We start from the raw sequence: 16,721 nt of genomic DNA on the forward strand, positions 1-16,721 counted from the left end.
TAGTATATCACGTTCGTATCATTCGACAATCGCGAAAAGAAAAATCCCCAAAAGGAGGGGATTTGAATGGCTAGCTGCCAGCGTTCGCGTCATTGCGATTCTGAACAAGCTTCACCATGAGTGATGCCAAAGCTTGTTGCTGCTGTTGATCACCTGCGTCCCACAGCTGTTTCAACAGACGCTCCTGATCGTTTTTCGGGTCTACTTGCTCAGACAGGTAGCTACCGATTTGATAAGCTACATTTTGAAGCGTATCGCTTTCCATCCCGGCTTGTTTCGCTTGTTCTACCCGATCTCCGAGAAACGCTTTCCAGTCGCTAAAATTGTCAAGAATCGACATAGGGAAATTCCCTCCTTTTGTACGTTGCGAACAGATTTGCTGCCCACACAAAAGGTAGAATTCCATCATTTCTCGAATTTTATTCATGCATACTTATCTTCTACGTGTACCATCCACCGTTTGGACTAATCACTTGCCCCGTCACATAACTGGAATCCGCCGATAGCAAAAAGCGCACGACTGCGGCTACCTCATATGGTTGTCCCAGACGATTGGCTGGTATTTCTTCGGCGATCATTTCCATTTCATCAGGAGAAAAGCGCTTCATCATTCCACCAGCAATCGCTCCTGGAGCGACGGCATTTACCGTGATTCCGTTTGGTGCCATTTCCTTTGCCAAGGCTTTGGTGAACGTATTGATTGCTCCTTTGGTCATGGAGTAAAGCACCTCACACGAACCACCCGTCAGCCCCCAAATGGAAGAAATGTTGACGATACGCCCATACCTTGCACGCAGCATGGCCGGAACAGCAGTTTGGCAGACCAAAAAAGTGGATCGAACATTGAGTGCGATGAGTTCATCGAATTTGTCGACAGTCACATCCGTAAATAAGCCGACATCATCCACTGAAGCGTTGTTTACGATCAACAGTGGTGCAACCTGCATCTGGGCAAACATCGCGGCAATTTGATGTGGGTCCCGTAAATCAGCCTGGAGGATAACGTACGGATTGCCCCGCTCCTGGCATTTTTGCGCCAACGGCTCCAATTTTTCCATATTTCGATTGTAATGCAGATAAAGGGGAACCCCCGCATCAATCAGATAGGCACCAATCGCCTGCCCGATCTCTCCGGAAGCCCCCGTAATTAACGCCCATGGCGTCTCTTGCTTGAACATGAATACATTACTCCTGTGGCGAAGCGGAACGAACGATGGAAACAGCCATCTGCTCGATTAAAAAATGCTCCTTCAAACGTTTTTCCACATCTTCGCGTGTGATCGACTCCAAGGTCGGCACTACGGAAAACAGATCATTCCCGTTAAATTTGAAGCTGGTAAACTGGTTAGCGATAAACTCCACGGAGTTTAGAGAACGCAGGAAGTTTCCGATTTTTTTACGCTTCGCACGTTCAAAATCATCCTGGGCTATACCGGCTTGCTTCAATTGTTCGATCTCCGCTTTGATTGTTTCCACCAAACGCTCTGGATCAGGTGTATCACCACCAATGATCGTATACGCATAATCCTGCTCACTGCTGTAGTCAAAATCAAAGCTTTCCGTAATCAGCTCGCTATCATACAAACGCTCATAGACAGCGGAGCTAGTGCCGAACGCAATGTCCAATACCAGTTTAGTAGTCAATTCGCGTTTTAACAAGGCTTCCTTGGTTAGACCGTTTTCCTTTTCCTTAATTCCGATCATGCATTTGGGTAGACCAACTGTTAGAAACGCTTCTACCTTCGCCTCTGCTGGCGCTGATGGCTCGTCTGGAAACACGCGCGTGATTTGTGGCGCAGGAGGAAACTCCTTAGCTCCCTGATTTTCTCGAATGAGCTTCATGATCGCTTCAGGTTCGAAGGAGCCCACGACCAACAGGAGCATATTGGCAGGATGATAAAACGTTTCATAGCACTGATACAAATATTCTTTTGTAATATGAGAGATCGTCTCGATCGTACCCGCAATTTCAATGTTGATCGGATACTTCTGATACATGGCCTTTAGGAGGTTCATGTACACCTTCCAGTCAGGATTGTCATCGTACATGGTGATTTCCTGACCGATGATTCCTTTTTCCTTTTCTACACTGGCATCTGTAAAATATGGGTCCTGAACATAATCGAGCAGCAGATTCAGATTGTCATCCAACTTATCTGTGCACGAGAACAAATAAGCTGTACGATTGAAGCTCGTGAACGCATTGCAGCTCGCCCCGTTTTTACTGAATTCGTGCATGACATCCCGATCTTTTTTCTCAAACATTTTGTGCTCAAGAAAATGCGCAATACCGTCGGGAACATTGATTTCTTCCCCGCTTCGGGTGCGGAAATGGCTATCAATGGAGCCGTAGCGCGTAGTGAATACCGCGTATGTTTTACTGAAGCCTTGTTTGGGAACCAGATAGACTTGCAATCCATTTTGGAGAGTTTCATGATATACCGTTTCATTTACTTGATCAAAGACAGTGGTCTGCATCTTATGCCTCTCCCTTCTTGTCCCGCAGCAGATAAATCGTGTCGATCGTCACCTTGCTCGCTACCTTCTTGATATCTTCAATTGTTGCTTGATTGATCCCAGCCAAAAGCTCTTCGATTTTCCGAGGACGTCCGCTAATCACACCATTGTACGTAAAATCAATCATGCCGCGTGCACTGTCCAAAAGCTCGCGGAATTGGTTAGACAACGTGGCACGCGTCTGGCTCATTTCCTCGTCCGATATGGTTCCTTGTTGCATCAGTTCCAGCTGCTGTTTAATAATCTCAACCGCACGCTGATATTTGCTAACATCAATCCCGGACATGATCATGAGAATCCCTTTATGGCTCTCTAGCCTGGATACGGCATAGTAAGCTAGACTCTCTTTTTCACGGACATTGACAAACAGCTTGGAGTGAGGAAAGCCGCCTAAAATCCCGTTGAACAAGAGCAGCGTCGGGTAATCATCATCCTTATAGGTGATCTGCGTGCGGCAGCCGATGTTGAGCTTTGCCTGGTTGACATCGAGCCGATCGATCACTTCGCGCTCAGCAGACACATCCTTCGCCGTCGATGCGATTTGCAGTTCCCCTACTTGGGAGCGCTCCAACGGGATATGCTTGCGAATAGCCTCGCTTACTTCCTGTTGATCAACATCGCCCACCACGAACATATTGATCGGATTGGTCGTCGTTACTTCTTGAAAATATTGATACAGCTCCTGACCAGTGATCTTCGGCAAATCCGCCACACGGCCTTGGACGAGAAGAGAGAATGGTTCACCTTTGCACATTTCTTCGGTTACGCGTTGGTTTGCATACTTCATTTTGTCGTCGATCAAACTCTCTATCCGTTTTCGTAGCGTCTCTTTTTCCTGTGCCAAGTACTTTTCGGAAAAAGCGTTGTCCTGTACATACGGTCTGACGAGCATATCTCCCACGAATTCGATGGCCTGCTCCAAAAGCGAGGCTTCATTGGACAAATATTTTTCATTCGGTACTTCCATATAAATTTGCAGAATTTGCCGCTCGCCTTTTTTCATGACATCTACATCAAAAATGGCACCGTATAGGAAATCCAAATGTGCTCGCAATTGCTTCGTTTCCGGAAAACGAGCGCTGGCACGTTTCATAACCATTGCAAGCAATGCTGTTTTCGTTACGTGCTCCTCCGATAGCGCCTGTTCAATCATCGTCACGATTGTCGTGGTCTTGAACTTTTCGGTTGGAAGGATATGTACGTTCATCCCATTGATTTGGGAGCTTTGAAATGCAATTTCGGTCGTAGAAGCAGTCATAGTCCAATCTCCCTTCTCCATCAGCATACTCATACTCTTCTCTATTGTAACCAATTGTCAGGGCATCAAGCATCAGAATCTTCCATTATATATCCCAGTGCTTCATCCTATGCGCTCACGCAAGTCCCATAATACGCAAATCACAGCGCTTCCATGGAACAAAAAAAGAGCGAACAGCACCTTTCTTACGAAGGCCGTTCACTCTTCTCCTTACATATCCATTGCATCCCAGTCTCGAGGATCATCCGATGTGCTATGCTCTTCAACAAATCGACCGCAATCAGACGAGAGACAAAGCATGCCATCCAGCTGCTCATCGTGAAAGGGTAAGCCGTGACTTCCCCCACAGTACGGACATGTCCACATACAAAGGGCCTCCTTTTATTCGTGAAGGTACTCCGTAGTAGTTTGTCCAAATTTTAGAGGGCGCTATCTACTTTATTTTGCTCCCAAATTCGCAAGTAATCATACGGATCGATTGCTTTCCCCGTGCTGTTACGATAGAGGCCAAAATGCAGGTGAGGTTCAAACATTCCCACTGTCCCAGTTCCACCGTAGCCTGTATCTCCAACAAAACCGATCAGCTGCCCAGCTTTTATCGTTTTCCCTGCATACAATCCTGGTACATACGCCTGCAAATGAGCGTAATACATCCGATATTGGCCATTCTCATCTGTAATATTTACTCTCCAGCCACCATACGTATTCCAGCCCACTTTGTTGATCGTCCCATCGGATACCGAGTAAATCGGTGTTCCTTTCGGTGCCATTATGTCGATGCCCTCGTGACTACGAACACTGCCGCTATTTGTCTCGGTCCACTCTCGATCGGATCCGAAGCTATCCCCATACGGCTCATACCAACTATTATCGTGGAAAGGAAACCGAAATTGTTTCCCAATCAATTGATCATCCGCAACGGTTGTGGCAATGGGGTGCTCAGCTCTTTGGGCACCTTCTGGCAAAAATAAAATTTGACCCACCAGTACCTCATCAGAAGAAAGATGGTTATTTTTCTGTATGGCATTCATGTTCGTGTCGTGGCGAGCTGCAATTTTTGATAAGGTATCACCCTGTTGAACGACATAGGGATTCAAGGAGTATTTCACACTCATAGCCTTGTCTTCCACAGGTTTGGATTGTATGTATGCAACAGCCGACGTCTCATCCCATTGGACTTGATAGCCAAATGCCTCAGAGATAAAACGAATCGGAACAAGCGTCCGCTTATTCACAATGATTGGAGAGACATCCATCTTCAATCGTTTTCCATCTACGTACGCTGTCTGGCTGCCAATCGCAAGGGATATATGCTTGCTTTTTTTGTTGAGCATGACTTTTTGAGTGGCGGCATCATAGCTTACTTCTGAGCCTGTTGCCTCTGCTACTACCCGTATCGGAACAAGCATTCGGCCATTTCGATGGATGGGCAATACATCTGATTGGACTCCCTTTCCATCGACAACGACAGAAATGACAGGTCCTGGCTCTTTTGCTGAAACCATTCCACCGGATACTGCTATCATCAGGCAAAAAACAAAAGCGCCTAGAATCCTGTTCCATCGATAACTGCTGTACTTATGTAGACAGCGGTTCATCTTTTTCCCTCCCCACAAACAATTTGTAAAAACGGACAGGACCGTTTTTTGCTGACCGCAAGCAGTCACAAAAATTATCGCACAGGGGAAGTGACAGGTTCTAGACGCCAAATGTTGTTAACGAATGATTAACGCGATCCCGTATCGTAAGGTTTGCCGAGGGCCGCTGGAGCACTGGATCGTCCTACCAGACCAGCCATCACGAGAATCGTCAGTACGTACGGAAGCATGAAGATAAATTCAGTAGGAATGTAATTGGTCAATCCGAAGATTTGTACCAAAGACTTGATCGCTTGAGCGACACCAAAGAACAATGCAGCTCCCATCGCACCCATTGGATGCCATTTACCGAAGATCAAGGCCGCAATCGCGATAAACCCTTGTCCGGAAACCGTGTTATGGGAGAAGTTACTGGTTGTCGTCAAAGAAATGGTCGCTCCACCCAATGCAGCCAGCATACCACTGATCATAACAGCCGTGTAGCGCATTCTCTTAACGTTGATCCCTACCGTATCAGCAGCACGCGGATGCTCACCAACTGAACGCAAGCGCAATCCGAATGGTGTCTTAAATACAACATACCAAGTAACGAAAACAGCAATGAAAGCCAAAAAGCTAGTAGGATACGCCTCAAAAATGGCATGTCCGATATACGGAATTTCACTCAATCCAGGAATACTGAATTTGTTAAATACAGTGGTCAATGTTGTTGTTTGACCTGCTCCGTTGAAAATAATTTTGGTCAGGTAGATGGAAAGTCCAGCTGCCAAGAAGTTCAGGGCCACACCACTGACGGTCTGGTCCGCTTTAAATGTAACGGAAGCAACGGCATGTGGGAGTGCAAAAATAGCACCAGCAATCCCTGCCGCTATAAATCCGACCCACGGTGCCCAAGCACCAAGTGAATCTTGGAAAGCATAGGTCATTACGGCACCGGTAAAAGCACCGATAATCATCATACCTTCTAGCGCAATGTTCACGACACCAGAACGCTCCGAGTACAATCCACCCAATGCGGCAAAAATCAAGGCAGTGGAAAACACGATGGTATCATGAACGAGGTTGCTGAGAATTAATCCCCAATCCATCAGTTTCCACCTTCCTTTTTCTTCATCAAGATCGGCTTAACGAAAATTTTCACGATGCCATGTGCAGCAACGAAGAAAATAACAGAAGCAATCACGACACGGATTAACTCAAACGGTACACCCGCACTAAACTGCATGCCGCTCGCACCGAATGTGAGAACTCCAAACAATATGGCAGCAAGGATAACCCCGAATGGAGTATTTCCGCCGATCAATGCTACCGCGATTCCATCGAATCCATAGCCCGTATGCTGCGTCATAATCGCTTGATAGTGGAAGACGCCCAAAATCTCGGTTGCTCCACCAATCCCTGCAAACATACCACCAATGAACATGGCCTTTACAACATTACGATTTACATTCATACCTGCATACTCAGAAGCATGCGGGTTCAAACCAACGGAACGCAATTCAAAACCAGATTTTGTTTTCCAAAGGATGATATAGAAGAAAATAGCTGCGAGTACGGCAATGAGTGTACCCCAGTGCAAACGAGCATTGTCAAACATTTCAGCGAGCCATCCGATAGTAATGATCGCAGAATCCTTTACCTCTTCCGATGTTTGTTTTCCTGCTGGAATAAAGAAAGCATTCATGATCCAGTTTGCAAAGTAAAGTGCTACCCAATTCAACATGATGCTGGTAATAACCTCATTGACACCACGTGCTGCTTTCAAATAACCGGCAATGGCACCCCACAAACCACCTGCTAAAGCACCTGCAAGGATCGCAAGTGGAGCGTGAATGATAGCTGGAAGGTCAAAAGAAACACCTACGACAGTAGAAGCAATCATCCCGACGATAAATTGGCCTTCTGCCCCGATGTTAAAAAGACCCGTACGGAAAGCAAAAGCTACAGCCAAACCTGTAAAGATCAAAGGCGTAATTTGGCGAATCGTTTCACCAAAGTTATACGCACTACCAAATACTTTTTTAATCAAAGCCGTATAGGCAGCGATTGGATCAAATCCACCTGCCAGCATTGCGATTGCTCCGGTCAAAAGACCAAGAATGATCGCAACGGCAGGAACGAGAAACGATTCTTTCGTGAAGACCGCAATAACTTTATTCATCGTTTCCCCCTCCTTGCATTACTTTTCCGCCGGACATCATCAAGCCGAGCTCTTGCTCCGTTGTCGATTTTGCATCGACAATCCCCACAATGGCTCCCTCATAAATAACCGCAATCCGGTCGGATACATTGATAACCTCATCTAGCTCCAAGGAAAGCAAGAGAACCGCTTTTCCCTGATCGCGCTGATCAATCAGCCTGCGATGAATAAATTCGATAGCCCCTACGTCCAAGCCACGAGTAGGTTGAGCCGCAATCAGCAAATCCGGGTTCTTGTCCACTTCGCGGGCAATAATTGCCTTCTGTTGGTTTCCTCCAGAGAGCGCTCGTGCTGGCGTGTAAATACTCGGAGTCCGAACGTCGAATTCTTCGATAAGCTTGGCCGCATGCTTGTCAATGGCGCCATAATCAAGAAAACCGTTTTTGCAAAACGTTGGATGGAAGTACGTTTCCAATACCATATTTTCACTCATGGTGAAATCAAGAACCAATCCTCGTTTATGTCGGTCTTCAGGAATGTGCGACAATCCTGATTCCGAGATGTTACGTGGACTTTGATTCGTAATTTCTTTGCCATTAAGAAGGACACGCCCACTTGTTGCTTTACGCAAGCCAGTTAAAACTTCAATCAGTTCACTTTGGCCATTTCCGTCGACTCCTGCAATCCCGAGAATTTCACCAGCGCGAACCTCTAAGCTGAGATTGTTCAACGCATTCACACCACGGTTACCCATCGCTGTCAAATTCTCTACGGAAAGAATCGTTTCTTTTGGTTTTGCTTCCGTTTTATCGACGCGGAAGTTTACTTCACGACCAACCATTTTCGCAGCCAAATCGTCTGGATTCGTATTTTTTACCAATACGGAGTCAATGACTTTTCCTCGACGAATGATTGTAACCGCGTCACATACAGCCATAATTTCTTTCAGCTTGTGTGTGATCAGGATAATCGTCTTACCTTCTTTTACCAAGTTATGCATGATCTCGATAAGTTCATGGATTTCCTGCGGCGTCAATACAGCCGTAGGCTCATCAAAAATCAAGATGTCGGCACCGCGATAAAGCGTTTTCAAAATCTCTACACGCTGCTGCATCCCTACTGAGATATCCTGAATTTTTGCTCTCGGATCAACTTTGAGCCCGTATTGATTCGACAGTTTTTCTACCGCTTTCTCAGCGCTTTGAATATCTATCTTCAACCCGTTTTTCGGTTCATTTCCTAGCACAATGTTTTCCGTGACTGTAAATGTTTCTACGAGCATAAAATGTTGGTGAACCATTCCGATACCAAGTTCGTTTGCAATCCTTGGACTTGTGATCTCTACAACTTTCTCGTTAATCAGAATTTCGCCTTCATCCGGCTGATATAGACCGAACAAGATATTCATGAGTGTGGACTTACCCGCGCCATTCTCTCCGAGCAGCGCATGAATTTCACCTTTACCTACAGACAGCGTAATACTGTCGTTCGCAACAATGCCTGGGAACCGTTTCGTGATCCCTCTCATTTCAACCACTTTTTTTACCGAGTTCATGCATGCTCACCCCATTTTTCGGGTCTAGTGTGAAGGTAAAGGACAAGGCCAGTAGCTCGAACCAGCCTTGTCCAATTGCAGCTTCCTTAGTTTTTACTTGTCAGGAACTGTGATTTCGCCTTTAACGATTTTTTGCTTGTATTCTTCAACCAGCTTCAATACGTCTTCAGGAACGTTCTTCGTGGAAGTGTCAGCCAGACCTACACCGTTTTCAGCCAGTCCGAGCCATTGTACTCCGCCTTTGAATTTACCCTCAGACAGGTCTTTCGATACACGAATAACTGCTTCGTCAACACGTTTTACCATGGAAGTCAATGTGACTTCGTCGCCGAAAGTCAGGGATTGGTCTTTGTCAACACCGATTACCCATACGTTTTCGCCTTTAGCTTTACGGTCTTTTGCTTCGTTGAACACACCGTCGCCTGTACCGCCGGAAGCGTGGAAGATGATGTCCACACCTTGACCGTACATAGAGGAAGCAGTAGATTTACCCATGTCTGGTTTGTCAAAAGCACCCGTGTAAACTTTAACTACCTGAATGCTTGGATCTACAGCTTTTACGCCCGCTTCGAAACCAAGATCAAAACGTTTGATTACCGGGATGTCAACGCCACCCACGAATCCAACTTTTTTCGTTTTGGTCATTTTCGCTGCAACTACTCCAGCAAGGAAGGAGCCTTCATGCTCTTTAAAGAGTACAGATGTTACGTTAGGAGCATCTACTTCAGCGTCGATGATCGCCAATTTTGCATCTTTGTTTTCATCTGCTACTTTTTTCAGGTGGTCACCCATCAGGAAGCCGATACCCCAAGTCAGATCCCAACCGTCTTTTACGAATTGAGTCAGGTTTGGTACATAGTCAGCATCTGATTTTGATTGCAGATAGTTTACGTTTTCTTTCGGGAGATTCATATCGGTTTGGAGTTTTTGCAGCCCTTCCCAAGCACTCTGGTTAAAGGAGTTGTCGTTTACACCGCCAACGTCTGTAACCATACCTACTTTGATAGCTTTAGCGGCTGGAGCGCCTCCATTGCTACCAGTTTGGCCTTGAGGCTGTGCTTCTTTGCTTCCGCAGCCAGCGAGAACGAGCGACAGGCTGAGTGTTGCCACAGAAAGCACGGATAGAACTTTCTTCATCTGAGATTACCCCCTGTTTTTAGTTGATGAAATTGTTGAGTGAGGTTGCCCCCACTGTTACAACCGTCTCCGTACGACATGAAAGTGAATTTTGTCAGCCCTGAAGTAATTATGGGAGTATAGCACTGGCTTTTCACTTTCGTCGTAATGAATCTGTTTGAGCAAGAGCATGGGAGCAGATTTATCGCAATGCAGTAGGTTGGAAACCTTTTCATTGTAGCCTATGGGTTCAATATCGGCTACTGCGTATGCGATCCTTACCCCTGTTACGCTCTCCAGCCATTTGAAGATAGACTCTCCACTTGCCGCATAGCCCTCGGGCACCAGATGTGCAGGAATGCGGTCCACACAATAAACCACAGGCTCACCGTCAGCCGTTCGAATTCGCTCTACGATGAGAACGCCTTCACCCGGATTTAAGGCCAGCCGCTTCCTCTCTTCTTCAGCAGATTCGCCAAAGGATGTTTTCAGGATCAAGGTTCCTGCCGTATATCCTTGACGCTCGATTGCATCCGTCACACTAAAGAGTTCCCCAATCCCACCCGAAAAAACAGGCTTTGAATTAATAAAGGTACCTACACCGTGTCTACGAATGACAATCTTCTCTTCCTCAAGAAGTCGGAGTGCCTCGCGAAGCGTCGCCCTGCTTACACCAAGCTGTTTCGATAGTTCGGCTTCAGAAGGGAGGCGTTCACCAGGACGAAGAAGTCCGGTTTCGATATCACTCTTGATCTTGTCCATTACCAAGAGAAACAGTGATCGAACATTCCCTTTGATGCTCATCATCATTCACTCCTGCTGTCCTTCAGCCATCCCAACAGGTAGGACGTCAGACCTCTGATTCGTATGAGACTTAATAACAACAATTTCCGTCAATCTCTTAGAAATTTTACATGAGGGGCGAGTTTCATGCAAGCCAAATATTTATGAATAATAATGCAAAATGATTAATTTCGACAGGGATTTTTCTCCTAAAATAGGAAAAAAGACCCTACCAACACAAATGCTGGCAAGGTCTCTCTTTATGAAATATTACTTTCTATGGACGGGCGTGGAAGACGAACCTCACGAGGCTTGCTTCCCTCATAAGGACCGACTACTCCTTGAGCTTCCATCATATCAATCAATCGTGCCGCTCTCGTATAACCGACACGAAGACGACGCTGCAACAAGGATGCCGATGCCGTTTGGGCTTCTGAAACAATTTGGACAGCTTGGTCGTACAGTTCATCATCCACAACTGGCTGCTGCTCCTCCTGCACGTCACCCGGGATCATCTCTTCATTGTAGCGAGCCTCTTGCTGTTCTTTTACAAAACGAACAACCTCTTCTACTTCCTTGTCAGATACAAAAGCTCCTTGGACACGGGTCGGCTTGGATGCCCCCATCGGCAGCGATAGCATGTCTCCTCTACCGAGAAGCTTTTCTGCTCCTCCCATATCGAGAATCGTTCTGGAGTCCGCCATCGAAGACACCCCAAAGGCAATGCGAGATGGGATATTTGCCTTGATCACACCTGTAATGACATCTACAGAAGGACGTTGGGTAGCGATGATTAGATGAATCCCGGAAGCACGAGCCATTTGCGCGAGTCGACAAATCGCATCCTCCACTTCTCCCGGAGCTACCATCATCAAGTCCGCAAGCTCATCGACGATAACGACGATATAGGGAAGTGGCGTGCCTTCCACTTGTGCATTGTACATTTCAATATTGCGGCTACCGGTTTTGGCAAACAAATTATAGCGCCGTTCCATCTCGGCCACGACTTTTTTCAATGCAACAGAAGCCCTTCTCGGATCAGTAACAACTGGAGCCAATAAATGCGGAATTCCGTTGTAGACATTCAGTTCCACCATCTTCGGGTCAACCATCATCAGCTTGACTTCTTCCGGTTTGGCCTTGAACAAAATACTCATGATCAATCCGTTAATACATACTGATTTTCCGCTTCCCGTCGCACCCGCTACAAGCAAATGCGGCATCTTGGTCAAATCTGCAACGATCGGCTCTCCGGAAATATCTCGGCCAAGAGCAACGGTAAGCTTGCCTGGCGCATCTTGATACTCGGGTGCTTCCAACACTTCTCGTAATGATACGACCGCTACCTCCGAGTTCGGAACCTCGATGCCGATAGCTGATTTTCCTGGGATTGGTGCCTCAATCCTGATATCTTTTGCTGCCAATGCCAAAGCCAGATCATCCGTCAGGCTAACAATCCTGCTTACTTTTACCCCTGTAGCAGGCTGAACTTCGTAGCGTGTAACAGCTGGTCCTCGATGTACCTCGGAAACAGTTGCATTGACGCCAAAGCTCTTTAGTGTCTGCACTAATTTTGCCGCATTTGAGGTATGATCGACGTCTTTAGCTGTTGAACTCGCTTTGGGTCTTGCAAGCATTTGCAGACTTGGCAGCTCATACGGCATGGTATTTTGTTCTTCTCCGGTATTTATTGTACCGAAGATTTCCTCTTCTCCTTCGAGCGCAAACGTAATTTCCTGATTAGTTTTCGGTTGTGCAGCTCTCGCTTGATGACTAGGATGAATCGGTTCCTCATCCTCTTCCAGCGCAATGCGATCTGTAAAATCACGAATTAATGGGGCGTTTAGTTGCTGTACTTCTTCCTCCTGATTGACAGGCTGTGGATGAGATTTTTGCTCTTTCAACGCCGTAACAGCAATGGCCTCGTTCTCTGCCTCCGATTCTTTTTGCTTGCGAGCCTCTTCCGCTTCCTTTGCTTCTTTCTTTCTCTTCTCGCTCTCTTCCTGCAAAAGCTGTACAGAGTCCTTCACTGTATGCTTCGCCTTTCCGTAAAACAAAGCGAGCTTGTCCTTGGCAAACATCAAAATGTTTACATAAGAGAGATTGAACAGAAACATCAGTCCCACGAGGAAAAGGAACACAATCACGAGACCAGTACCGATTGTTCCAACAAGGCCATTTGTCACCGCAAAAAACAGGGCACCAATCATTCCTCCGCCTACCCCGGTGGTGGACACTTTCTGACCATGATCGAGCCAAATTCTGTCCCATGTAACCTTAATAATGCTTTGCTCTGCAAATTTTCCATCTGCGGTAATTTGTTTGTACAATATCATGTGATCCCAAGTCAAAATCGCCACACCTATGAGCGCTATGCCTAAGACGCGGTAAGTAAGCTTCGGTGACTTTCTGGTAAACATCATATGTATGGCCATACCGATTAGCAGAACAGGAATGAGAAAATCCCATGAGCCCGCAATAAACCGAAATAGAAGTGCCAGTACATTTTTGCCCAGCCATCCACTCTCCAAAAGCCCGATCAAGGACAGCACGATGATGAGAAGTCCCAGCAGCTCTATTTTGACAACTGAGGCCAATGCCGCTTTTGAACGCTCTTTTTTTCTCCTACTCAATGGCACGCCTCCTCCCGTCATTATACTCCTTATGTATCCAATGGTTAGAACACCTCTATCGAGGCCTTTTCAACGTAGAGCGACCCTGTTATAGCGGAAAGTTTCCATGCGCTCCGGAATTTAATTTCTATATTCCTATTCGTTAAAAAAGGCAGCCGTCGCGTGTTCGGCTGCTGTTCGTACTTCTCTAGTATAACACAGGAAATTCATAGAAATACAGGACTTCTTAGGCAAGCCACTCAGGTTGAAACTGAATTTTTTGTCCAGGTGCGTATTGTTCCTTCAGGTAGTCTTGCGGATTGGGACTAATCAGCCTGACGATTTTTCCTTCAAACGGTCCGGTTTGCTCAATGAGCATCGTGGCATGACCCACGGCTATCTCTTTGAGCTCTTGTTTCTCCACTTGCTCCATGTTCTCAAACACCGTTTCCATCGGAATGATGGAGTATAGGATCATTGGAGTACACTCTCCTCGCCTTTTTGCGCTTTGATCAGTTCGTTCAGTTTTTTCAGTGCACTACCAAGACCGCCTACTTCATCAATCAATCCGTATTTTACTGCATCTACACCAATCACGTTGGTTCCAATGTCTCGTGTCAATTCACCGGTACGGGTCATGAGCTCACGGAACTTTTCTTCTGAAACTTTGGAGTGACGGGCGATAAAGCTTACTACACGATCCTGCATTTTGTCCAAGTACTCAAACGTTTGAGGCACACCAATTACAAGACCCGTCAAACGGATCGGGTGTATCGTCATCGTGGCTGTTTCTGCAATAAACGAGTACGAACCAGCTACAGCAATTGGAACACCAATGCTATGACCACCGCCAAGTACGAGTGTGACTACCGGTTTGGACAAGGACGATACCATTTCCGCAATTGCCAAGCCTGCTTCCACGTCCCCGCCAACCGTATTCAAAATAACGAGTACGCCCTCTATTTTACTGTTTTGTTCTGCCGCAACCAATTGAGGGATGAGGTGCTCGTACTTGGTCGTCTTATTTTGTGGGGGCAACTGAATATGCCCTTCTACTTGTCCGATGACGGTCATACAATAAATATTGCTTTCGAGCTGTGGAACGTTTGTCTGGCCCAGTTGCGTAATGGAATCCAGCAGTTTTTTCTTCGGGTCTTCCTGTGCGGGTGCTTCTGATGGCGGCGAGGCAGAAGGCTCCTGATCATCAGTTGGTGATTGTGGCTGAGATTCCTTACTATTTACTGCTGTGTTTGCAAACGGCGGCCTATTTAAAAAATCGCTAAATTGTTGATTCGACATGGATGATCCTCCCTCACTTTCCTCTGTAGTATGGATAAGGACAGGAAAAATCATGCGCCCACAAAGGCAAAAAAAGCCAGAAACCCTTTTTCAAAAGGATTTCCAGCTCTTTATCGTGATCCTACACTTCCATGATAATCGGCAAGATCATCGGACGTCTGCGCGTTTGCTCGTACAGATAACGGCCTAATGATTCTTTTACGTTATTTTTCAGTGAAGACCATTCGTTCACATTTTCTTCCATGCATTTGACAAGTGTTTGGGTCACTATGCGATTTGCCTCATCCAGCAGCTCTTCGGATTCTCGCACGTAGACGAAACCGCGAGAAATGATGTCTGGACCTGACAAAATCGTGCCATTTTGTTTGCTGAGTGTAACGACAACTACCAGTATGCCATCTTGTGACAGTAATTTGCGATCTCTAAGTACGATGTTTCCTACATCACCAACACCCAAGCCGTCAATCAAAACATTGCCAGCATGGACTTTTCCACCGTAACGGGCCTTGCCCCCTGAGAATTCAACTGTATCGCCGTTATCGAGCAAGAATGTGTTTTCTTCAGGAATTCCAACCTGTTCAGCAAGTAAAGCATGTGTTTTCAGCATGCGATATTCACCGTGAACGGGAATAAAGTATTTAGGCTTCATTAGGTTAAGCATCAGGCGCAATTCCTCTTGGCTTCCATGACCGGAGACGTGGACGGTTCCGTTAGGTCCATGGCCACCATAAATGACATCTGCACCAATGCGCGATAATTGATCGATCGTACGCGCCACGTATTTTTCATTCCCTGGAATGGGAGTGGCTGCAATAATAACGGTATCCCCTGGAAGGATGTCAATTTTCCGATGGGCGGATCGGGCCATACGAGTGAGCGCGGACATAGGCTCTCCTTGGCTTCCAGTTGATAAAATAACGACTTGTTCAGCAGGCAATTTGTTGATTTCATCGATCTCAACAATCAAGCCCTCAGGGACCAACAAGTACCCTAAGTCTCTGCTGATAGTAATGACATTTTGCATGCTCCGGCCAACAACCGTCAATTTACGGTTGAACTGTGCTGCAGCGTCCACCACTTGTTGAATGCGGTGAACATTTGATGCAAACGTAGAAACAACAATACGTCCAGGTGCTTTGCTGAACACATCCATGAGTGCTTTGCCCACTGAGCGTTCCGATCCGGTAAATCCAGGCCGTTCTGCATTCGTACTGTCAGAGAGCAAGCACAAAACGCCTCTGTCACCGATCATCGCCATTTTTGCCAAATCAGCTACCTGATTGTTAACAGGTGTTTGATCGAATTTGAAGTCTCCTGTATGAACGATGTAGCCTTCTGGCGTATCCAAGCATACCCCTACACAATCCGGGATGCTGTGGTTTACACGGAAAAAGGTTGCCTTCATCTTTCCTAGAACGACTTCCGAGTCGCTGTTGATCAATACGCGTTTTGTTTCGTTTAGGATACCCGCTTCTTTTAACTTTGCATCAATTAAACCAAGGGTAAGTTTTGTCGCATAAACCGGGACTTTCAAATGCTTCAGCACGTAGCTGAGGCCGCCGATGTGGTCTTCATGTCCATGCGTAATAATAATACCCCGAACCTTGTCGCGATGTTCCTCCAAGTAGGTGATATCCGGAATAACCATATCAATCCCCAGCATTTCCTCTTCTGGGAACTTCAATCCGGCATCAATCACTACGATGTCGTCACCGCTTTGTACCACGTACATATTCTTCCCAATTTCGCCGACTCCGCCCAGGGCGAAAACGAGAACAGAGTGATTCGACTTTGCCAAAACGTGTAACCTCCTATATTTAGTTGTCATGTCCACTCAAAAAAA

15 protein-coding genes are annotated in these 16,721 nt (G+C 46.4%); all 15 read right to left on the bottom strand.

Annotated features, from left to right (window positions below; genetic code table 11):
• Positions 1-70: 70 nt before the first annotated feature.
• The 15 genes from HP567_RS20040 to HP567_RS20110 all read right to left on the bottom strand — a co-directional run bounded on the left by HP567_RS20040 (position 71) and on the right by HP567_RS20110 (position 16,676).
• The gene (locus tag HP567_RS20040; RefSeq protein WP_048033399.1) at positions 71-340 is read right to left on the bottom strand and encodes a DUF3243 domain-containing protein; all 270 of its coding nucleotides are present in this window, start codon (positions 338-340) and stop codon (positions 71-73) included.
• Between the two features lie 100 nt (positions 341-440).
• Entirely contained in the window at positions 441-1,178 is a 738-nt protein-coding gene (gene ymfI / locus HP567_RS20045; RefSeq protein WP_173607968.1) for an elongation factor P 5-aminopentanone reductase, read from the bottom strand.
• Positions 1,179-1,185: 7 nt separating this feature from the next.
• A complete protein-coding gene (gene yfmH, locus HP567_RS20050) occupies positions 1,186-2,478 on the bottom strand; it encodes an EF-P 5-aminopentanol modification-associated protein YfmH (protein WP_173607969.1) in 1,293 nt (430 codons plus the stop codon).
• 1 nt (position 2,479) lies between these two features.
• Positions 2,480-3,775 carry an EF-P 5-aminopentanol modification-associated protein YfmF gene (gene yfmF, locus HP567_RS20055; protein ID WP_173607970.1) on the bottom strand — a complete coding sequence of 432 codons (1,296 nt, stop codon included), beginning with the start codon at positions 3,773-3,775 and terminating at the stop codon, positions 2,480-2,482.
• 210 nt (positions 3,776-3,985) lie between these two features.
• On the bottom strand, positions 3,986-4,141 hold the full coding sequence (locus HP567_RS20060) for a hypothetical protein (protein WP_007719195.1): 156 nt from the start codon (positions 4,139-4,141) through the stop codon (positions 3,986-3,988).
• Positions 4,142-4,194: 53 nt separating this feature from the next.
• A complete protein-coding gene (locus tag HP567_RS20065) occupies positions 4,195-5,373 on the bottom strand; it encodes a stalk domain-containing protein (protein WP_173607971.1) in 1,179 nt (392 codons plus the stop codon).
• A gap of 128 nt (positions 5,374-5,501) precedes the next feature.
• On the bottom strand, positions 5,502-6,461 hold the full coding sequence (locus tag HP567_RS20070; protein ID WP_173607972.1) for an ABC transporter permease: 960 nt from the start codon (positions 6,459-6,461) through the stop codon (positions 5,502-5,504).
• Positions 6,461-7,534, bottom strand: coding sequence for an ABC transporter permease (locus HP567_RS20075; RefSeq protein WP_015891691.1), 1,074 nt, complete (start codon positions 7,532-7,534; stop codon positions 6,461-6,463). Before HP567_RS20075 ends, HP567_RS20070 begins: the two co-directional genes overlap by 1 nt.
• Positions 7,527-9,068, bottom strand: a complete 1,542-nt coding sequence (locus tag HP567_RS20080; RefSeq protein ID WP_173607973.1) for an ABC transporter ATP-binding protein — start codon at positions 9,066-9,068, stop codon at positions 7,527-7,529. Before HP567_RS20080 ends, HP567_RS20075 begins: the two co-directional genes overlap by 8 nt.
• Before the next feature lie 93 nt (positions 9,069-9,161).
• Complete coding sequence (locus tag HP567_RS20085; RefSeq protein ID WP_173607974.1) at positions 9,162-10,205, bottom strand: BMP family lipoprotein; 1,044 nt, start codon at positions 10,203-10,205, stop codon at positions 9,162-9,164.
• A 57-nt stretch (positions 10,206-10,262) separates the two neighbouring features.
• Complete coding sequence (locus tag HP567_RS20090) at positions 10,263-10,988, bottom strand: GntR family transcriptional regulator (protein WP_173608375.1); 726 nt, start codon at positions 10,986-10,988, stop codon at positions 10,263-10,265.
• A gap of 239 nt (positions 10,989-11,227) precedes the next feature.
• Entirely contained in the window at positions 11,228-13,606 is a 2,379-nt protein-coding gene (locus tag HP567_RS20095) for an FtsK/SpoIIIE family DNA translocase (protein WP_304502562.1), read from the bottom strand.
• Between the two features lie 220 nt (positions 13,607-13,826).
• Entirely contained in the window at positions 13,827-14,057 is a 231-nt protein-coding gene (locus HP567_RS20100) for a YlzJ-like family protein (RefSeq protein WP_173607976.1), read from the bottom strand.
• A complete protein-coding gene (locus HP567_RS20105; protein WP_173607977.1) occupies positions 14,054-14,878 on the bottom strand; it encodes a ClpP family protease in 825 nt (274 codons plus the stop codon). The genes HP567_RS20100 and HP567_RS20105 overlap by 4 nt, the downstream gene beginning before the upstream one ends.
• A 121-nt stretch (positions 14,879-14,999) precedes the next feature.
• Positions 15,000-16,676 carry a ribonuclease J gene (locus tag HP567_RS20110; RefSeq protein ID WP_173607978.1) on the bottom strand — a complete coding sequence of 559 codons (1,677 nt, stop codon included), beginning with the start codon at positions 16,674-16,676 and terminating at the stop codon, positions 15,000-15,002.
• Positions 16,677-16,721 lie beyond the last annotated feature (45 nt).

It is taken from the genome of Brevibacillus sp. M2.1A, assembly GCF_013284355.2.
GTDB lineage: Bacteria > Bacillota > Bacilli > Brevibacillales > Brevibacillaceae > Brevibacillus.

Bases quoted from the DNA above. Each gene is read 5' to 3' on its own strand.
- HP567_RS20040 (WP_048033399.1), bottom strand. From the start codon at position 340: ATGTCGATTCTTGACAATTTTAGCGACTGGAAAGCGTTTCTCGGAGAT.
- ymfI (WP_173607968.1), bottom strand. From the start codon at position 1,178: ATGTTCAAGCAAGAGACGCCATGGGCGTTAATTACGGGGGCTTCCGGA.
- yfmH (WP_173607969.1), bottom strand. From the start codon at position 2,478: ATGCAGACCACTGTCTTTGATCAAGTAAATGAAACGGTATATCATGAA.
- yfmF (WP_173607970.1), bottom strand. From the start codon at position 3,775: ATGACTGCTTCTACGACCGAAATTGCATTTCAAAGCTCCCAAATCAAT.
- HP567_RS20060 (WP_007719195.1), bottom strand. From the start codon at position 4,141: ATGTGGACATGTCCGTACTGTGGGGGAAGTCACGGCTTACCCTTTCAC.
- HP567_RS20065 (WP_173607971.1), bottom strand. From the start codon at position 5,373: ATGAACCGCTGTCTACATAAGTACAGCAGTTATCGATGGAACAGGATT.
- HP567_RS20070 (WP_173607972.1), bottom strand. From the start codon at position 6,461: ATGGATTGGGGATTAATTCTCAGCAACCTCGTTCATGATACCATCGTG.
- HP567_RS20075 (WP_015891691.1), bottom strand. From the start codon at position 7,534: ATGAATAAAGTTATTGCGGTCTTCACGAAAGAATCGTTTCTCGTTCCT.
- HP567_RS20080 (WP_173607973.1), bottom strand. From the start codon at position 9,068: ATGAACTCGGTAAAAAAAGTGGTTGAAATGAGAGGGATCACGAAACGG.
- HP567_RS20085 (WP_173607974.1), bottom strand. From the start codon at position 10,205: ATGAAGAAAGTTCTATCCGTGCTTTCTGTGGCAACACTCAGCCTGTCG.
- HP567_RS20090 (WP_173608375.1), bottom strand. From the start codon at position 10,988: ATGAGCATCAAAGGGAATGTTCGATCACTGTTTCTCTTGGTAATGGAC.
- HP567_RS20100 (WP_173607976.1), bottom strand. From the start codon at position 14,057: ATGATCCTATACTCCATCATTCCGATGGAAACGGTGTTTGAGAACATG.
- HP567_RS20105 (WP_173607977.1), bottom strand. From the start codon at position 14,878: ATGTCGAATCAACAATTTAGCGATTTTTTAAATAGGCCGCCGTTTGCA.